Origin of the sequence: Streptomyces sp. KL116D (assembly GCF_030766975.1) — a bacterium.
Taxonomy (GTDB): Bacteria; Actinomycetota; Actinomycetes; order Streptomycetales; family Streptomycetaceae; genus Streptomyces; species Streptomyces longispororuber_A.
Genome location: NZ_JASERH010000142.1, coordinates 357,133 through 371,101, shown reverse-complemented (window position 1 = coordinate 371,101; position 13,969 = coordinate 357,133). Strand labels below are relative to the sequence as shown.

The 13,969-nt window shown below is 73.0% G+C and carries 15 protein-coding genes; 7 read left to right on the top strand and 8 right to left on the bottom strand.

Going from position 1 to position 13,969, the window contains the following annotated elements; genetic code table 11:
- Window positions 1–237 precede the first annotated feature (237 nt).
- Window positions 238–1,590, top strand: coding sequence for an MFS transporter (locus RBJ77_RS56665; protein WP_372352130.1), 1,353 nt, complete (start codon window positions 238–240; stop codon window positions 1,588–1,590).
- Here RBJ77_RS56665 and RBJ77_RS56660 read toward each other — a convergent pair.
- The 4 genes from RBJ77_RS56660 to RBJ77_RS56645 form a co-directional block, all read right to left on the bottom strand.
- On the bottom strand, window positions 1,579–2,496 hold the full coding sequence (locus RBJ77_RS56660; RefSeq protein ID WP_372352129.1) for an urea transporter: 918 nt from the start codon (window positions 2,494–2,496) through the stop codon (window positions 1,579–1,581). The genes RBJ77_RS56665 and RBJ77_RS56660 overlap by 12 nt on opposite strands.
- Before the next feature lie 141 nt (window positions 2,497–2,637).
- Window positions 2,638–3,552, bottom strand: a complete 915-nt coding sequence (locus RBJ77_RS56655) for a DMT family transporter (RefSeq protein WP_372352128.1) — start codon at window positions 3,550–3,552, stop codon at window positions 2,638–2,640.
- A 479-nt stretch (window positions 3,553–4,031) separates the two neighbouring features.
- Complete coding sequence (locus tag RBJ77_RS56650; RefSeq protein WP_372352127.1) at window positions 4,032–4,748, bottom strand: ArsR/SmtB family transcription factor; 717 nt, start codon at window positions 4,746–4,748, stop codon at window positions 4,032–4,034.
- A 43-nt stretch (window positions 4,749–4,791) separates the two neighbouring features.
- Window positions 4,792–5,445: a TetR/AcrR family transcriptional regulator gene (locus RBJ77_RS56645; protein ID WP_372352126.1), complete on the bottom strand. Its 654-nt coding sequence runs from the start codon at window positions 5,443–5,445 to the stop codon at window positions 4,792–4,794.
- 80 nt (window positions 5,446–5,525) lie between these two features.
- Here RBJ77_RS56645 and RBJ77_RS56640 point away from each other — a divergent pair, with 80 nt between their 5' ends.
- From RBJ77_RS56640 to RBJ77_RS56630, 3 genes are all read left to right on the top strand, one after another.
- On the top strand, window positions 5,526–6,677 hold the full coding sequence (locus tag RBJ77_RS56640) for an acyl-CoA dehydrogenase family protein (RefSeq protein ID WP_372352125.1): 1,152 nt from the start codon (window positions 5,526–5,528) through the stop codon (window positions 6,675–6,677).
- A 61-nt stretch (window positions 6,678–6,738) separates the two neighbouring features.
- Complete coding sequence (locus tag RBJ77_RS56635; RefSeq protein ID WP_372352124.1) at window positions 6,739–7,029, top strand: YiaA/YiaB family inner membrane protein; 291 nt, start codon at window positions 6,739–6,741, stop codon at window positions 7,027–7,029.
- 83 nt (window positions 7,030–7,112) lie between these two features.
- Window positions 7,113–7,742, top strand: a complete 630-nt coding sequence (locus RBJ77_RS56630) for a TetR/AcrR family transcriptional regulator (RefSeq protein WP_372352123.1) — start codon at window positions 7,113–7,115, stop codon at window positions 7,740–7,742.
- A gap of 16 nt (window positions 7,743–7,758) precedes the next feature.
- Here the strand turns inward: RBJ77_RS56630 and RBJ77_RS56625 are convergent, their stop codons facing one another.
- Window positions 7,759–8,220: a MaoC family dehydratase gene (locus RBJ77_RS56625; protein WP_372352122.1), complete on the bottom strand. Its 462-nt coding sequence runs from the start codon at window positions 8,218–8,220 to the stop codon at window positions 7,759–7,761.
- Window positions 8,221–8,311: 91 nt separating this feature from the next.
- On the opposite strand from RBJ77_RS56625, the gene soxR reads away from it, so the two are divergent.
- Window positions 8,312–8,788, top strand: a complete 477-nt coding sequence (gene soxR, locus RBJ77_RS56620) for a redox-sensitive transcriptional activator SoxR (protein ID WP_372352121.1) — start codon at window positions 8,312–8,314, stop codon at window positions 8,786–8,788.
- A gap of 12 nt (window positions 8,789–8,800) precedes the next feature.
- Here soxR and RBJ77_RS56615 read toward each other — a convergent pair whose 3' ends face one another.
- On the bottom strand, window positions 8,801–9,868 hold the full coding sequence (locus RBJ77_RS56615; protein WP_372352120.1) for an RNA ligase (ATP): 1,068 nt from the start codon (window positions 9,866–9,868) through the stop codon (window positions 8,801–8,803).
- A 152-nt stretch (window positions 9,869–10,020) separates the two neighbouring features.
- Complete coding sequence (locus RBJ77_RS56610; RefSeq protein ID WP_372352119.1) at window positions 10,021–10,731, bottom strand: 3-keto-5-aminohexanoate cleavage protein; 711 nt, start codon at window positions 10,729–10,731, stop codon at window positions 10,021–10,023.
- A 74-nt stretch (window positions 10,732–10,805) separates the two neighbouring features.
- Here RBJ77_RS56610 and RBJ77_RS56605 point away from each other — a divergent pair, with 74 nt between their 5' ends.
- Together RBJ77_RS56605 and RBJ77_RS56600 are read left to right on the top strand one after the other, a co-directional pair.
- Window positions 10,806–11,318 (top strand): hypothetical protein, encoded by a 513-nt coding sequence (locus RBJ77_RS56605; protein ID WP_372352118.1) that lies wholly within the window; start codon window positions 10,806–10,808, stop codon window positions 11,316–11,318.
- 120 nt (window positions 11,319–11,438) lie between these two features.
- On the top strand, window positions 11,439–13,157 hold the full coding sequence (locus tag RBJ77_RS56600; protein ID WP_372352117.1) for an immunity 49 family protein: 1,719 nt from the start codon (window positions 11,439–11,441) through the stop codon (window positions 13,155–13,157).
- 64 nt (window positions 13,158–13,221) lie between these two features.
- Here RBJ77_RS56600 and RBJ77_RS56595 read toward each other — a convergent pair whose 3' ends face one another.
- A complete protein-coding gene (locus tag RBJ77_RS56595) occupies window positions 13,222–13,824 on the bottom strand; it encodes a hypothetical protein (protein WP_255973070.1) in 603 nt (200 codons plus the stop codon).
- Between the last annotated feature and the right edge of the window lie 145 nt (window positions 13,825–13,969).

Here is a 13,969-nt window from a genome sequence, read left to right as displayed (position 1 = left end):
CCTGTCTGGTTGGGCACGGCTCGTGGCCGTGCGGTCCGAACCCCGCTGGTCCGCACGGGAGTTGCCCGGCGGTCGGCGAGGGGTTCGGACGCTAGGCAGCGGCCGTTACCGAGGAGTTACCGGCCTGCTTGATCGATCCGCGTCGCCAGACCGTTGACCCCGTACCGTCTGGTCGGTACGTTCCCCGGAAGCGCGGCGCCGCCACCACGTCCCCACACCCCAACGGAGTGTGCCCGCATGGCCGAAGCACCATCCGCTCACCCCGGCACCACCCGCACCGACAGCACCGCCTCTCCCCACGACAGCACCCGCTCCCGCCGGCGCGTGGCCACGGCCGCGACCCTGGCCTCCGCCGTCGAGTGGTACGACTACTTCGTCTTCGGCATCGCCGCGGCCCTCGTCCTCGGTGACCTGTACTTCCCCTCCGGCAGCCCCACCGCCGGCGTACTGGCCGCCTTCGCGACGTTCGCCGTCGGCTTCCTCGCCCGCCCCATCGGCGGCACCATCGCCGGACACCTCGGCGACAAACGCGGCCGCAAGCCCATGCTGGTCCTCGCCCTGACCCTGATGGGCCTGTCCACCACGGGGATCGGACTGCTCCCCACGTACGAGACGGTCGGCGTGGCCGCGCCGATCCTGCTGGTCCTCCTGCGCATCGTGCAGGGCCTCGCCGTCGGCGCGCAGTGGGGCGGCGCCATGCTGATGGCCACCGAGTACGCCCCCGAGAACAAGCGCGGCCTGTACGGCAGCCTGGTCCAACTCGGCGTCCCCATCGGCGTGATCACCGCGAACACGGTCTTCCTCGTCGCGGGCGCGGTCACCTCGGACGACGCGTTCGCGGCCTGGGGCTGGCGGGTGCCGTTCCTGGCGGGCCTGCTGGTCCTGGCGCTCGCCTTCTACATCCACACGCGGGTGGAGGAGACGCCCGAGTTCAAGGAGGCCGAGCGGAAACTCGCGGACTCCGAGAAGGCCGCGAGCGCCGCCCACTCGCCGCTGCGCACGATCCTGCGCGAGCACCTCGGCACGGTCTTCCTCGCGGGCGGCTCGTTCGCCGTGAACACCGCCACGTTCTACATCCTCATCACCGGGGTCCTCGACTACACGACCCGCGAGCTCGACATGGAACGCGAGGCCGTCCTGCTGGTCTCGCTCTGCGTCAGCCTCACCCAACTCGCCCTCATCCCGGCCGCGGCGGCGCTCTCCGACCGCATCGGACGCATCCGCATCTACGCGGCCGGCGCGCTGGGCCTCGCGGTGTGGGCGGTGCCGATGTTCCTGCTCATCGACACCGGATCGCTGCTCTGGCTGGCCGTCGGCACCTTCGTCACCAGCTGCTTCCTCAGCATCATGTACGGGCCGCAGGCCGCCCTGTTCGCCGAGCTGTTCACGCCCGAGATGCGCTACACGGGCGCCTCGCTCGGCTACCAGATCGCCGCGGTGCTCGGCGGCGGACTGGCCCCGTTCGTGATGGTCCTGCTCCTGGAGGCCAGCGGTACGTCGATGGCGGTGTCGGCCTACATCATCGGGCTCGCCGTGATCGCCCTGGCGTCCATCAAGGTCCTCGCGGGCCGGGCGGGTTCACGCTCCTGACGCGTCCGGCGCGGGCGGCGCGGCCAGTCTCGGGAACGACCGTGCCGCCACCAGGAACACCAGCGTCGTCAGGACGAACGGCCAGGTGAACGTGTGCCCGCCGACCGGCGCGACCAGCGCCCCGAACGCCGGGGCGAAGGCGGTCGCGACGACGGCCGCCACCAGCGCGTACAGCAGCGTGCGCGGTCCGGGCGCCAGGAAGACACCGCACAGGGCGAGCGCGACGAGCACCGCGTTGTAGCCGCACGTCCCGTCCGCGAGCCGGTCCGCGGGCACCCCGAGGGCCCAGGCCGTCGCCATCCCGGTGGCGTTCCCGAGGCAGGCGACGCCCGCCACGCGCAGCCCCGCCACCAGCAGCCCGGCGAGCACGAACGCCCCGACGTACCACTGCGGCATCAGGAAGACCTGGCCGAACCCGGCGAGGAACCCCCGCGCCGCACCGGCGGACCCGAGCCCCTCCGTGGTGCCCTCCACCGGCTTCGGCAGGGCGGCGAGGCCGGCCCCGCCGCCGCTCCACACCCGCGGAAAGCCGGGCGCCGCCAGCGTGATCGCACTGGCCACCGCACAGAACGGCAGCGTCAGCGCGGGCAGCCCCCACGCCCCGAACGCCCGCCCCGCGGCGGCCGTCGCCACCGTCACGACCACACACCCGAGCAGTGCGACGAGCACCGTCGCCACCCGGTCGGGCCGCAGGAACACCGCGCAACTCACGCCCACCAGACAGGAGTTGAAACCTTCCATGCCCTGGCTGAGCCGCTCGCGCTCCACCCCGAGCAGCCAGGCGACGCCCGTGCCGACGGCCGCGCCCCCGACCCCGTAGAGCCCGTACGCCCACCCGGCAGCACACAGCGCCACGATGAACAGGACACCGGTGAGCGCCCGCGGCAGGAACGCCACCTGCCCCATCCCGCGCAGCACCCGCACCGCGAACTGCCTGCAATCGACAGCCCCACTACGCCCTGCTTCAGGGCGAATTGCGGCACCCATCACCTCTGCCATGCGCCGCTCCCGCGTTACGACGATGTTTCCCAGCCCGGCGCATGGACCTTACAGCCGCTTCTCGGACGGGACGGGCGCAGGTGCCGATTCCCGCGCGTACCAGGGGCGGGAACGCGCCACGGCGACCCCGGCCAGGCACAGGGCCCCGCCGCCGAGCGTGATCAGGCCCGGCACCTCGTCGAGGACGAGCCAGGACATCAGGACGACCAGCGCGGGCACGGCGTACGTCGTCGCGCCCATCCGGCTCGCGGTCGTCCGGGCGAGGGCGTACGCCCAGGTGGTGAAGGCCAGCGCGGTCGGGAAGACGCCCAGGTACAGCATGTTGAGCGTCGCCGAGGCGGGCGCGTGGGCGACGTCGTGCACCAGTTGCCCGGCGAACGGCAGACACGCCACCGCGCCGATCGCGCACCCGAAAGTCGTCACCTGCAAGGCACTCGCCCGGCCGAGCGCCGGCTTCTGCGCCACGACGCCACAGGCGTACCCGATCGCGGCGATCACGCACAGCACGACGCCCACGACGTCGGCGCTGCCCTCGCCGGACATGGAGAACCCGACGGCGACGGCGCCCGCGAACGACACCGCCATGCCCGCGAGCAGCCGTGGGGGCAGCGGGTCGCCGAGGAACCGGGAGGACAGCAGCGCCACGAGGATCGGGCCGATGTTCACGACGAGCGCCGCCGTGCCCGCGTCGACCTGCTGCTCGCCCCAGTTCAGGGCGACCATGTACACCCCGAACCAGAGCACGCCCGACACGACGATGCCCCGCCACGCCTCGCGCGGCGGCCATCCCTCGCGCCGTACGGCGCAGATCGCTCCGAGGACGAGGGCGCCCGCGAGGAGGCGGCCCAGGGCGAGGGCGCCGGGGGAGTAGTGCGCGCCCGCGCTGCGGATGCCTACGAAGGCGGAGGCCCAGAGCATGACGGTGAGGGCCGCTGCCGCGGTGGGGCGGGTGGACGGGTGCACGGTTCTCCTTGGTGGGGGTCTCGCGACGGCATCTGCCGAATTCTGGGGGTCGAGCGTCTGCGGCTCTCGTCGTGGCTGGTCGCGCAGTTCCCCGCGCCCCTGAAAGCCTGCGGCTCCGCCGCGCTTTCCCCTGATGGAGGTGGCGCACGCAGTGCGCACCTCCAGGGGCGCGGGGAACGGCGCGAGCAACCCACCACGACGCGCACTCCGCGACGCGCCGGAAGAGGGCAGACGCAGTCGGCCTTTCCAGGGGCGCGGGGAACTGCGCGAGCAACCCACCACGACGCGCACTCCGCGACGCGCCGGAAGAGGGCAGACGCAGTCGGCCTTTCCAGGGGCGCGGGGAACTGCGCGAGCAACCCACCACGACGCGCACTCCGCGACGCACCGGAAGAGGGCAGACGCAGTCGGCCTTCAGGGGCGCGGGGAACTGCGCGACCAGCCCCCGCCGGCCCGCGGGCACCCGAAGGCCGGAGGGGCTACTCGCGGAGGTGTACGCCCAGCTCCGACCGGAGGACGTCGTGGCCGGTCGGCGTCAGGCGGACCGCTCGTTCGGAGCCGATCCGCTCGACCCAGCCGGAGGCGAACGCGTGGTGGCACAACCCGGCCCCCGCCACACCGGCAAGGTGCTGACGCCGCTCCGTCCAGTCGAGGCAGCCGCGGACCAGCGGCCGGCGCCCACCGGAGTCGAGCGCCACCCCGAGCCCCCGGAACCAGCCCAGACCCGCCTCGGTCAGCGAGAACCCGGTGTCGACGCGGAGCAGCCCCCGCTCCGCCATCCCGTCGGTCACGGCGATCCCGAGCCGCCCCGCGAGGTGGTCGTAACAGGTCCGCCCCCGCGCCATCGCATCGCGCGCGGACGACGCCCGCAGCGTCCGAGGCCGCTCCCCGCCCCCCGGCACGGCATACGCGGCGAGGCCCTCCACGAGCTGCGCCACCTGCGCGTCGGCGAGCCGCACGTACCGGTGCCGGCCCTGCCGTTCCTCCGCGAGCAGCCCGCCCGCGACGAGCTTGCCGAGGTGCTCGCTCGCGGTGGACGCGGCGACCCCCGCGTGCCGCGCGAGCTCACCCGCCGTCCAGGCCCGCCCGTCGAGCAGCGCGAGCAGACAGCAGGCCCGGGTCTCGTCGGCGATCAGTGCGGTGAGCGCGGCGAGCCGGGCGGCACCTGGTTCCTTGGACGCAGCCGAAACAGCCATGGCTCAAGGATGGGGCAGGGACGGTTCGGCGCGCACCGAAACGTCAGTGGGGCGCGGCCACCGGCAGCGCGGCGAACTGCACCGCGAGCCCGTCGAGCAGCGCGGCGAGCCCCGTCTCGAAGGCCCGGTCGTCCACGACGTCCTGCCGGTCGGCGAGCAGGTGCGCCTGCCCGAGGTGCGGGTAGTCGGCGGGGTCGTACGCGTCCTGGTCGTCGACGAACCCGCCGGCGAACGACCCGAGCGCGGACCCCATCACGAAGTACCGCATGAGCGCACCGATGGAGGTGGCCTGCGCGGGCGGCCACCCGGCATCGACCATCGAGCCGAACACGGCGTCGGCGAGCCGCAGTCCGGCGGGGCGCCGGCCCGGCCCCTGGGCGAGCACGGGCACGATGTTCGGGTGCTCCCGCAGCGCGGCCCGGTAGGAGACGGCCCAGTCGTGCAGCGCCGTGCGCCAGTCCCGCTCGTCGGCGGCGTCGAACATCGACAGGTCCACCTGTGCGCTCACCGAGTCGGCGACGGCCTCCAGGATCTGGTCCTTCGTGCGGAAGTGGTTGTAGAGGGAGGGCCCGCTGACCCCGAGTTCGGCCGCGAGCCGCCGCGTCGAGACGGCGGCCAGGCCCTCGGCGTCGACGAGGCCGCGGGCCGCGTCGACGATGCGGTCGGTGCTGAGCAGGGGCTTGCGCGGTCGGGCCATGCCGCACATAGTAGGGCTGTCACCGTAAAACTAGCAGTGCTAATTTAAGAGCATCTGCCACCGTGCCTGGGGAGTCGTCCGTGAATCTGGAGCTGAGTGAGGAGCAGGCGGCCGTCCGGCGGCTCGCCGAGGACTTCGTGGCCGGCGAGATCGCGCCGAACGTCGTGGAGTGGGACCGCCGCGAGGAGGTGGACCGGGGCATCGTGAAGAAGCTCGGCGAGGTCGGCTTCCTGGGCCTGACGATCGACGAGGAGTACGGCGGCTCCGGCGGTGACCACCTCGCGTACTGCCTGGTGACCGAGGAGCTGGGCCGCGGCGACTCCTCCGTGCGCGGCATCGTCTCGGTCTCCCTGGGCCTGGTCGCCAAGACCGTCCAGTCGTACGGGACCGAGGAACAGAAGCGCGAGTGGCTGCCGAGGCTGACGTCCGGCGAGGCGCTCGGCTGCTTCGGCCTCACCGAGCCCGGCACGGGCTCCGACGCCGGGAACCTGACGACCAGGGCGGTCCGCGACGGCGACGACTACCTGATCAACGGCTCCAAGATGTTCATCACGAACGGCACCTGGGCCGACGTCGTCCTCCTCTTCGCCCGTTCCACGGACGCCCCGGGCCACAAGGGCGTCTCCGCCTTCCTGGTCCCCACCGACACCCCGGGACTGACCCGTCGCACCGTCCACGGCAAGCTCGGTCTGCGCGGCCAGGCGACGGCGGAGCTGGTCCTGGAGGACGTGCGCGTACCCGCCTCCGCGATGCTCGGCGCGGAGGGGAAGGGCTTCTCCGTCGCCATGGCCGCCCTGGCCAAGGGGCGGATGTCGGTCGCCGCCGGCTGCGTCGGCATCGCGCAGGCCGCGCTCGACGCGGCGGTCGGCTACGCGGCGGAGCGCGAGCAGTTCGGCAAGCCCATCGCCTCGTACCAGCTGGTCCAGGAGCTGATCAGCGACATCTCGGTCGACGTGGACGCGGCCCGGCTGCTGACCTGGCGCGTCGCCGACCTCATCGACCGCGGCGAGGACTTCGCCACCGCGTCGTCGAAGGCCAAGCTCTTCGCGTCCGAGGCCGCGGTCCGCTGCGCCAACAACGCCCTCCAGGTCTTCGGCGGCTACGGCTACATCGACGAGTACCCGGTCGGCAAGCTGCTGCGCGACGCCCGCGTCATGACCCTCTACGAGGGCACGAGCCAGATCCAGAAGCTCATCATCGGCCGCGCGCTGACGGGCGTCTCGGCGTTCTGAGTACGTACCTAGGTAGCCGAGCGGATGTGGCTGCGGTCACATCCGCTCCATGCTGTCCGGCATGAGTGAGACACCGGTCAAGCAGCACAACACCACGGCCTTCTACGGACAGGCCATCGCGTCCTTCGCCGTCGCGCTCACCGCGACCGCCGTCGGGATCTACAGCCTCGACGCGAGCGGCTGGATCCGCGCGTTCCTGGCGATCGCCGTCCTGTACCTCACGACGTCCGCCTTCACCCTGGCCAAGGTCATCCGCGACCGCCAGGAGGCCGACCAGATCGTGAGCCGGGTGGACAAGGCCCGCCTGGAGAAGATCCTCGCGGACCACGACCCCTTCAACACGGTCGCCTGACCTCCCCGGACGCCATCGACCTAAGCGCTCGCTCACCTGTGAGGGTATGGTGGGCCCGCCCCCTACAGGATGCGAGCGCAGCGATGACGCAGGACGAGCAGGTAGCCGCCCCCACGGACGACATGCCGTGGTCCGAGGTCACCCCTGACGCGGCCCGCCGCCTCATGGTCGCCGCGGTCGAGGCGTTCGCCGAGCGCGGCTACCACGCCACCACGACCCGCGACATCGCGAGCCGGGCCGGCATGAGTCCGGCCGCGCTCTACATCCACTACAAGACCAAGGAGGAGCTCCTCCTCCGGATCAGCCGCATCGGCCACGAGAAGGCGCTGGAGATCCTGCGCCGCGCGGTCGAGGCCGAGGGCACCGCGGCGGAGCGCCTCGCGGAGGCGGTCCGCTCCTTCGTGCGCTGGCACGCCGGCCACCACATGACCGCGCGCGTCGTCCAGTACGAGCTGGACTCCCTCGGCGAGGAGCACCGCCCGGGCATCGTGGCGCTGCGCCGGCAGAGCGACGCGGCCATCCGTAAGATCATCAACGACGGTGTGCGGTCAGGGGAGTTCGACGTCCCGGACGTGCCCGGCACGACCGTTGCCGTGCTCTCGCTCTGCATCGACGTGGCCCGCTGGTTCAACGCGGAGGGCCGCCGGACGCCCGACGAGGTCGGCGCGCTCTACGCCGACCTCGTCCTGCGGATGGTGGGAACCCGGAGCTAGGCCCTGGCTCGCCGGCTCACAGGTAGTAGCGGGACACCGACTCGGCGACGCAGACCGGCTTGTCGCCGCCGTCCCGCTCCACCGTGAACGCCACGGCCAGCTGCACGCCGCCCGGCACGTCGTCCACGGACGTGATCGTCGCGGTGGCCCGCAGCCGGGAGCCGACCGGGACCGGAGCGGGGAAGCGGACCTTGTTCGTCCCGTAGTTCACGCCCATCTTCATGCCCTCGACCGACAGCAGCTGCGGCCCGAACAGCGGGAGCAGCGACAGCGTCAGGTAGCCGTGCGCGATGGTCGTGCCGAACGGCCCGTCCTTGGCGCGCTCCGGGTCGACGTGGATCCACTGGTGGTCACCGGTGGCCTCGGCGAACCGGTCGATCCGCTGCTGCTCGATCTCGACCCAGTCGCTGTACCCGAGCTGCTCGCCCACGGCGCCCTTCAGCTCGTCGATGCTCTTGAAAACCCGCGGCTCGGCCATCTTCCGTCGCCTCCATGTCGAATGTCTAAGCGCTTGCTCAGTGCTCCTGGCATGCTAACAACGGGTCCGCCCGGAGGATAGGCTCGGCCGGGTGCCACAGATCCCGGAGAAGATCCACGAGCTCAGCGTCGGCCAGGTGTCGGCGCGCAGCGGGGCCGCCGTGTCCGCCCTCCACTTCTACGAGGCCAAGGGCCTGATCAGCAGCCGCCGCACCTCCGGCAACCAGCGCCGCTACACCCGGGACACCCTGCGCCGGGTCGCCTTCATCCGCGCCGCCCAGCGCGTCGGCATCCCGCTCGCCACCATCCGCGACGCGCTCGCCGAACTCCCGGAGGAGCGCACCCCGACCCACGACGACTGGGCGCACCTCTCCGAGGCCTGGCGGTCCGAGCTGGACGAGCGGATCAAGCAGCTGAGCCGGCTGCGCGACCACCTGACCGACTGCATCGGCTGCGGCTGCCTCTCCCTGGACACCTGCGTCCTGTCCAACCCGGACGACGTCTTCGGCGAGCGGCTCACCGGCTCCCGCCTGATGGCGGAGCGCCGGGAGCGTCCCGCTCCGTCCTGACCGGCGGCGCCGTCACTCGTACTCGGTGCCGCCCTTGCGGGTCAGGTACGCCGGGCTGACCGCCTTGGCGATGGCCCGCCCACCGGTGACCGGGCTGTACCGCTCCACGGCCGGACGGATCACCACGCCCTCGCGCAGATGCAGGTCGCGCCCCGACACGGTCTCCCGCCCCGTGGCGAGCTCCAGGACGCGTTCGACGTCGTACGGTCCGTCGAACAGCCGCGGTACGAGCGGCAGTTCACCGTCGAGCAGCGCGTCGGCCGACAGCCAGCACACCTCCCCGCCGATCTCCGCGGCGACATCGAACACCGCGTAACCCAGCGTGTCCCTGCGGCCGTCGGCGCCGTACGTCAGGTCCTGCACCCCCGCGCCGTACACCTCGCCGAAGATCCCGACGCGCGCCGCGCCGAGCCGTCCGGCGATCCGCGCGGCGGCCTCGGCGACCCCGTGCCCGCGCACGGCCCGCCAGTACAGGTTCCGCGGATCCTCCTTCAGCGCCAGGGACTTGGCGCCGAACCCCTTCGACGACACGTACACCCGCTCGTCGGCCGCGACGTACGTCACCAGGCACGCCGACCCGTGCAGCTTCTCCGTGACGACCACCGGCTCACCGGGCGCGAACACGTCCGGGTAGCGCGCGATGTTCTCGATGTCGACCCACGGCAGCAGCTCCGGCGCGCTCTCCACGTCGCCGTTCATGGTCGGCGGCACCGGCGGCACCCACTTGGTGATCCCGAGCAGCTCCGCGAAGTCCGTGCCGTCCCCGGCCGCCGCGCCGAGGTCGACCCCGGCCAGCGCCCTGGGCCGGCACACGATCCCCTGCGACAGCTCCCCGCGCAGCCGCACCGCCTTCACCCGGTCCGCGTTCCCGCCCGCGAGCCGCCCGGTCAGCCCCAGCTCCTCGATGAGCGGCGGCGGGAGCACGGACTGCTCGGGGATGTACACGGCGGTGTCCCCGGTCCGGTACGCCCCCTTGGCGACGACCGCGCGATACAGGCCCACCTGGGCCAGTTCGAGGGCGTCGGCGTTCGGGTGGGGATGGATGGTCAGGCTCTCGGCGGTGACGCGCAGCGTCGACATGAGGGCGATTCTCCTCGGGCTGGTACGGCTCTCGTCCCGCCCAACTCTCCGCACGGGAAACGGCTGGCGCGACGGGAATTCCACCTGCTAGGCGGCGATGTGCGGCCCTGCGGGGAGTCGGTGTGCGGCTCTGCGGGAAGCGGCGCGGCGCCTCATCCGCCCAGCGCCGCCCGTACCAACGGGGCGTTCCCCGTGGCCCGTTCCCCGTCCGGCAGGACCAGTGTGTCCTCCAGTCCCACCCGCGTCGCAAGGCCCAGCCGCACGGCCAGCCGCAGCACCGGCCACGCCCCGCCCTCCTCCCCGTGCAGCAGCACCGGCCGCCCGTGCCCGGCGCCGACCGCTTCGAGCAGCGCCCGCGCCGACTCCTCGGCCGTGGCCGGATCCGGGTCCGTGACCTCGGCCAGCACCCGCAACACCCGCCCCCGCAGCGGCGACACCGCGAACCGCTCCGCCCCGTCCGTGCCGGACCACAGTCCCGCCTCCACCCCGACGCCCCGCTCCAGCAGCGCGGCGGCGACCTCCTCGGCCCCCTCCTCGTGCCAGTTCACCGACGCGTGGTCCGGCAGCGTCGTCCACGCGCGGACCCGCGCCACCCGCGCCGCCGCGTCCGGCTCGGCCCACGCGCCCGTCGTCACCCCGACCGGCACCGTCACCCGGGCCCTGATCGCGTCGAGCGTCGCCGCAACCGAACGCGGCGACAACGTGTCTTGTCCACAAGGAGACTTGGGGTGGACATGCACATCCGATGCGCCGGCCGCGACCGCCGCCGCGGCGGAGTCCGCCAGCGAGCCCGGCGACAGGGGCACCACCGCGCCGTCGCCCGCACCACGAGCACCGTTCAGACACACCTGCACGAAGGTCATGCACGCGATGGTGCCAGCCGGCACCGACAGCAGCCACAGCGACAACAGCGACAGCACTCGGGGGAGAGCACGTCATGCCACTCGCGATCACCTCACTCAAGTACGAGGCCGCCCGCTCCGGCGCACAGACCCTCAGGTACGACAGCGACGGCTACCACCTCGTGCGGTTCCCGTACGCGGCGGCCGAGGAGTCGTACGACCCGTGGAAGATGCACGACCCGGCCGGCGGCGGAGGCACCTCCACGTACCCCGACGCCCGCTCCGGTCTCGTCTGGCCCAGCCACGACGGCTGGGGCACCCTCTCCGCCCTGGTGTTCTGGAAGGCGGACAGCAGGGCCACCGAGTACCGCGCCCGCTTCGTGCGCGACCCGCTGGACCTCTCCACCGGCTACGACTCGACCGCCACCACGGACATCTCGGCGACCGGCGGCGGCCAGTACCGCTCGTACACCTGGCAGATGTTCGTGCACCCCGGCACCCCGGTCGGCCTGAAGATCTCCGCCCGCAGCGGCGACAAGGGGATCGCCGTGCCGCTCGTGCTCGCCGAGTTCAAGCTGGCGATCGAGACGGACGTGATCAGGCCCTGACGTTCCGGGTCGGACGACGACGCCAAAGGCCGTTCTCCGCACGGGAGTTCGTGACGCCGTCAGGCGGTGGTTCCTGCCGGACACCGGCACGTCGGAGGCCCGCCTCGTAGAGTCGGGGGCGTGACACCACACGACACGCTCGACGCTCAGCTCCCTTCGCTCACCGTCGCGCAGGCCGACCGCCTGCGCGCCCTCGTCGCCGGCCACCTGCACACCCGTACCGGCACCCGCCCCACGGTCGTCGGCGACACGGCGGAGGCGGGCGAGCGCCGGTACCCGCTGACGAACCTCGCGCAGCGCTGCCGCGCCACCCCCGAGGAGGAGTGGCCCGAGCTGGTCGCGGGGTTCTTCGACGCGCTCGCCGACGCGTCGTCGGGCGGGGAGAGCGCCGAGGAACTGCTCGCCGCGACCTGTCTGCGGCTGGTGCCCGCCGGTTCGCTGCCCGCCGACGGCTTCGGCTACCTCCGCGGCGTCGCCGACGGCCTGCACCTCGCCCTCGCGCTCGACAGCCCCACCTCCGTACGGATCCTCGACGACACCGACGTCGAACGGGCGGGCGCCGACGCGCTGTGGGCCGCGGGGCAGCGCAACCTCGTCCGCGCCCCGATCCGGCACGAGGAGGTCAGGCTCGACGGGCACCCGGTCCTGCACTCCGTGTACGGCGACTCGCCGTTCGTCGCGGGCAAGGCACTCATCCTGCCCGAGCTGGTCGCCGAGGTGACCGGGCGGCGGATGCCCGACGCGGGCGCGCTCGTCGTCGTGCCGACCCGGCACCTGCTCGCGTTCCACCCGATCGTCGACGGCAGCGCGGTCGACGCCGTCAACGACCTCGCCACGTACGCCGTCAAGGCCCACGACGACGGCCCCGGCTCGCTCTCGCCGCGCGTCTACTGGTGGCACGAGGGGCGCCTCACCTCGCTCACCGTCATCGACCACGAGGCCCGCACCGTCGCGCAGCAGCCGCCGGACGCCCTCCTCGGCATGCTGAAGGCGCTGCGCGGACTCGACCGGGCCGGCCGGCTCGTGACGTCCGCCCGCCCGGCCGGCCCCGCCGAACTCGCCGACGCCACCGTCGAGTTGATCGAGCGGCTCGGCGCGGAACCGGAGCGGCTCCCGGACGCCTTCGCCTCGGCCGTCGCCCTCGCCCACGCGCACGCCGCGAGCGACCCCCGCGCCGACCGGGTGGAGACCTGGGACGCCTGGGTGGCCGCGCTGCAGCTCGGCAGCGCCCTGTTCACCGAGACCAAGGAGGTCGTGGTGCCGCTCGGCGAGCGGGAGCCGACGGTGCCCTCCGCCGGGCCCGCGGCGCACTCCGACGCCCGTGCCTGGCTCGACGCCTACTACCTCACCCTCGTCACCCGCGAGCGCGACCGCACCACCCGGCTCTGCCAGGTGCCGCTCGACGCGCTGCGCGGCGGGGACGCCCCGGTCGACGACTACGTCCTGCACTGGGTCGACGTCCTGCAGAGCCACTGGCTGCGCCGCCCCGTGGACGACGTCGTCGAGAAGCTCGTCGCCGTGATGGAGAAGACCCACCCGGACGTCGCGACGCACGCGCCCAAGGACTTCCTGAACGCGATCGACTACCAGCCGGTCGCCCTGTTCCACCGGCTGCTCACCCAGGACCACGACGCGTTCGCGGACGCGCTCGCGGAAGCCCTCGCGCAGCACGGGAGTTACTGGGGCGACGCGGCGGCGCCGCGTGCCCGGGTGGCGCTCGGACCGCTGGCCCTCGCCTGCCTCGCGTACGACATGGACTTCCCGCTCGGGACCACCGGCCGTCCGTACCTGCCGGAGTACCTGCTCGACCGGCAGCGACTCGAGGTGATCCCGGGCTGAAGCGGGCCGGGCCCGGGTGGATCCGGGGGTGCGCCGGTGGTCACCGGTCCGCACCCCCGTCGCGCTACGCCGAGACCAACAGCCGCGCGCGCCTGGCCTCCGCCAGGGCCGCGGGTGTGAGAACGGGCCGCGGCACGACGATGCCGCAGCGGGTGCAGACGGGGCCCGACGACGGTTCGTGCGCCAGGTCGTGGTTCCAGACGAGCCCGCTGCCCGCGCACACCGGGCAGCCGTGGCCCGGCTCGCGCTCCAGCGCGGCGATCAGCCGGCGCAGTACCTCGGCCAGCGGTTCGGTGGGATGCACCGACGGGTCGTCGCACCAGGCGACCCCGAAGCCGCCCCAGGTCAGCCGGTGCCAGTCGTCCACGCTGCCGGGGCGGCGCAGCCCGTCGTGCTTCTCCTTGCGCCTGCGCTCCGCGAAGGCGACTTCGTACGCGAGCCAGACGGCCCGCGCCTCCTCCAGCTCCTCCAGCGCCGCGACCAGCCTGGCCGGGTCGGGGGAGCGGTCCTCGGGACCGAAGCCGGCCCGGGAGCACAGATGGTCCCAGGTCGCCCGGTGACCGTAGGGGGCAAACCTCTCGAGGCACTTGCGCAGTGAGTACCGCCGCAGTGCCAGATCGTTGCGCGGATCGCGCACCTGTCTTGCCAGACTCCGGAATCCGGCCATCGCCCTGCACCTCCGTCACACGTACGTCGGCGTCGCCGCAGCCATGAAGCGACGTTGCCGAGTAGACGTATCGACACGCGATTCGGATCCCTCCGAGGGCCGGTCGGTCCCATCCGATTTCCGATGGGGGCCATCACCGGCACGT

Coding starts and splice junctions, on each gene's coding strand:
- RBJ77_RS56665 (WP_372352130.1), top strand. CDS start 238: ATGGCCGAAGCACCATCCGCTCACCCCGGCACCACCCGCACCGACAGC.
- RBJ77_RS56660 (WP_372352129.1), bottom strand. CDS start 2,496: ATGGGGCAGGTGGCGTTCCTGCCGCGGGCGCTCACCGGTGTCCTGTTC.
- RBJ77_RS56650 (WP_372352127.1), bottom strand. CDS start 4,748: ATGGCTGTTTCGGCTGCGTCCAAGGAACCAGGTGCCGCCCGGCTCGCC.
- RBJ77_RS56645 (WP_372352126.1), bottom strand. CDS start 5,445: ATGGCCCGACCGCGCAAGCCCCTGCTCAGCACCGACCGCATCGTCGAC.
- RBJ77_RS56635 (WP_372352124.1), top strand. CDS start 6,739: ATGAGTGAGACACCGGTCAAGCAGCACAACACCACGGCCTTCTACGGA.
- RBJ77_RS56630 (WP_372352123.1), top strand. CDS start 7,113: ATGACGCAGGACGAGCAGGTAGCCGCCCCCACGGACGACATGCCGTGG.
- RBJ77_RS56625 (WP_372352122.1), bottom strand. CDS start 8,220: ATGGCCGAGCCGCGGGTTTTCAAGAGCATCGACGAGCTGAAGGGCGCC.
- RBJ77_RS56615 (WP_372352120.1), bottom strand. CDS start 9,868: ATGTCGACGCTGCGCGTCACCGCCGAGAGCCTGACCATCCATCCCCAC.
- RBJ77_RS56610 (WP_372352119.1), bottom strand. CDS start 10,731: ATGACCTTCGTGCAGGTGTGTCTGAACGGTGCTCGTGGTGCGGGCGAC.
- RBJ77_RS56605 (WP_372352118.1), top strand. CDS start 10,806: ATGCCACTCGCGATCACCTCACTCAAGTACGAGGCCGCCCGCTCCGGC.
- RBJ77_RS56595 (WP_255973070.1), bottom strand. CDS start 13,824: ATGGCCGGATTCCGGAGTCTGGCAAGACAGGTGCGCGATCCGCGCAAC.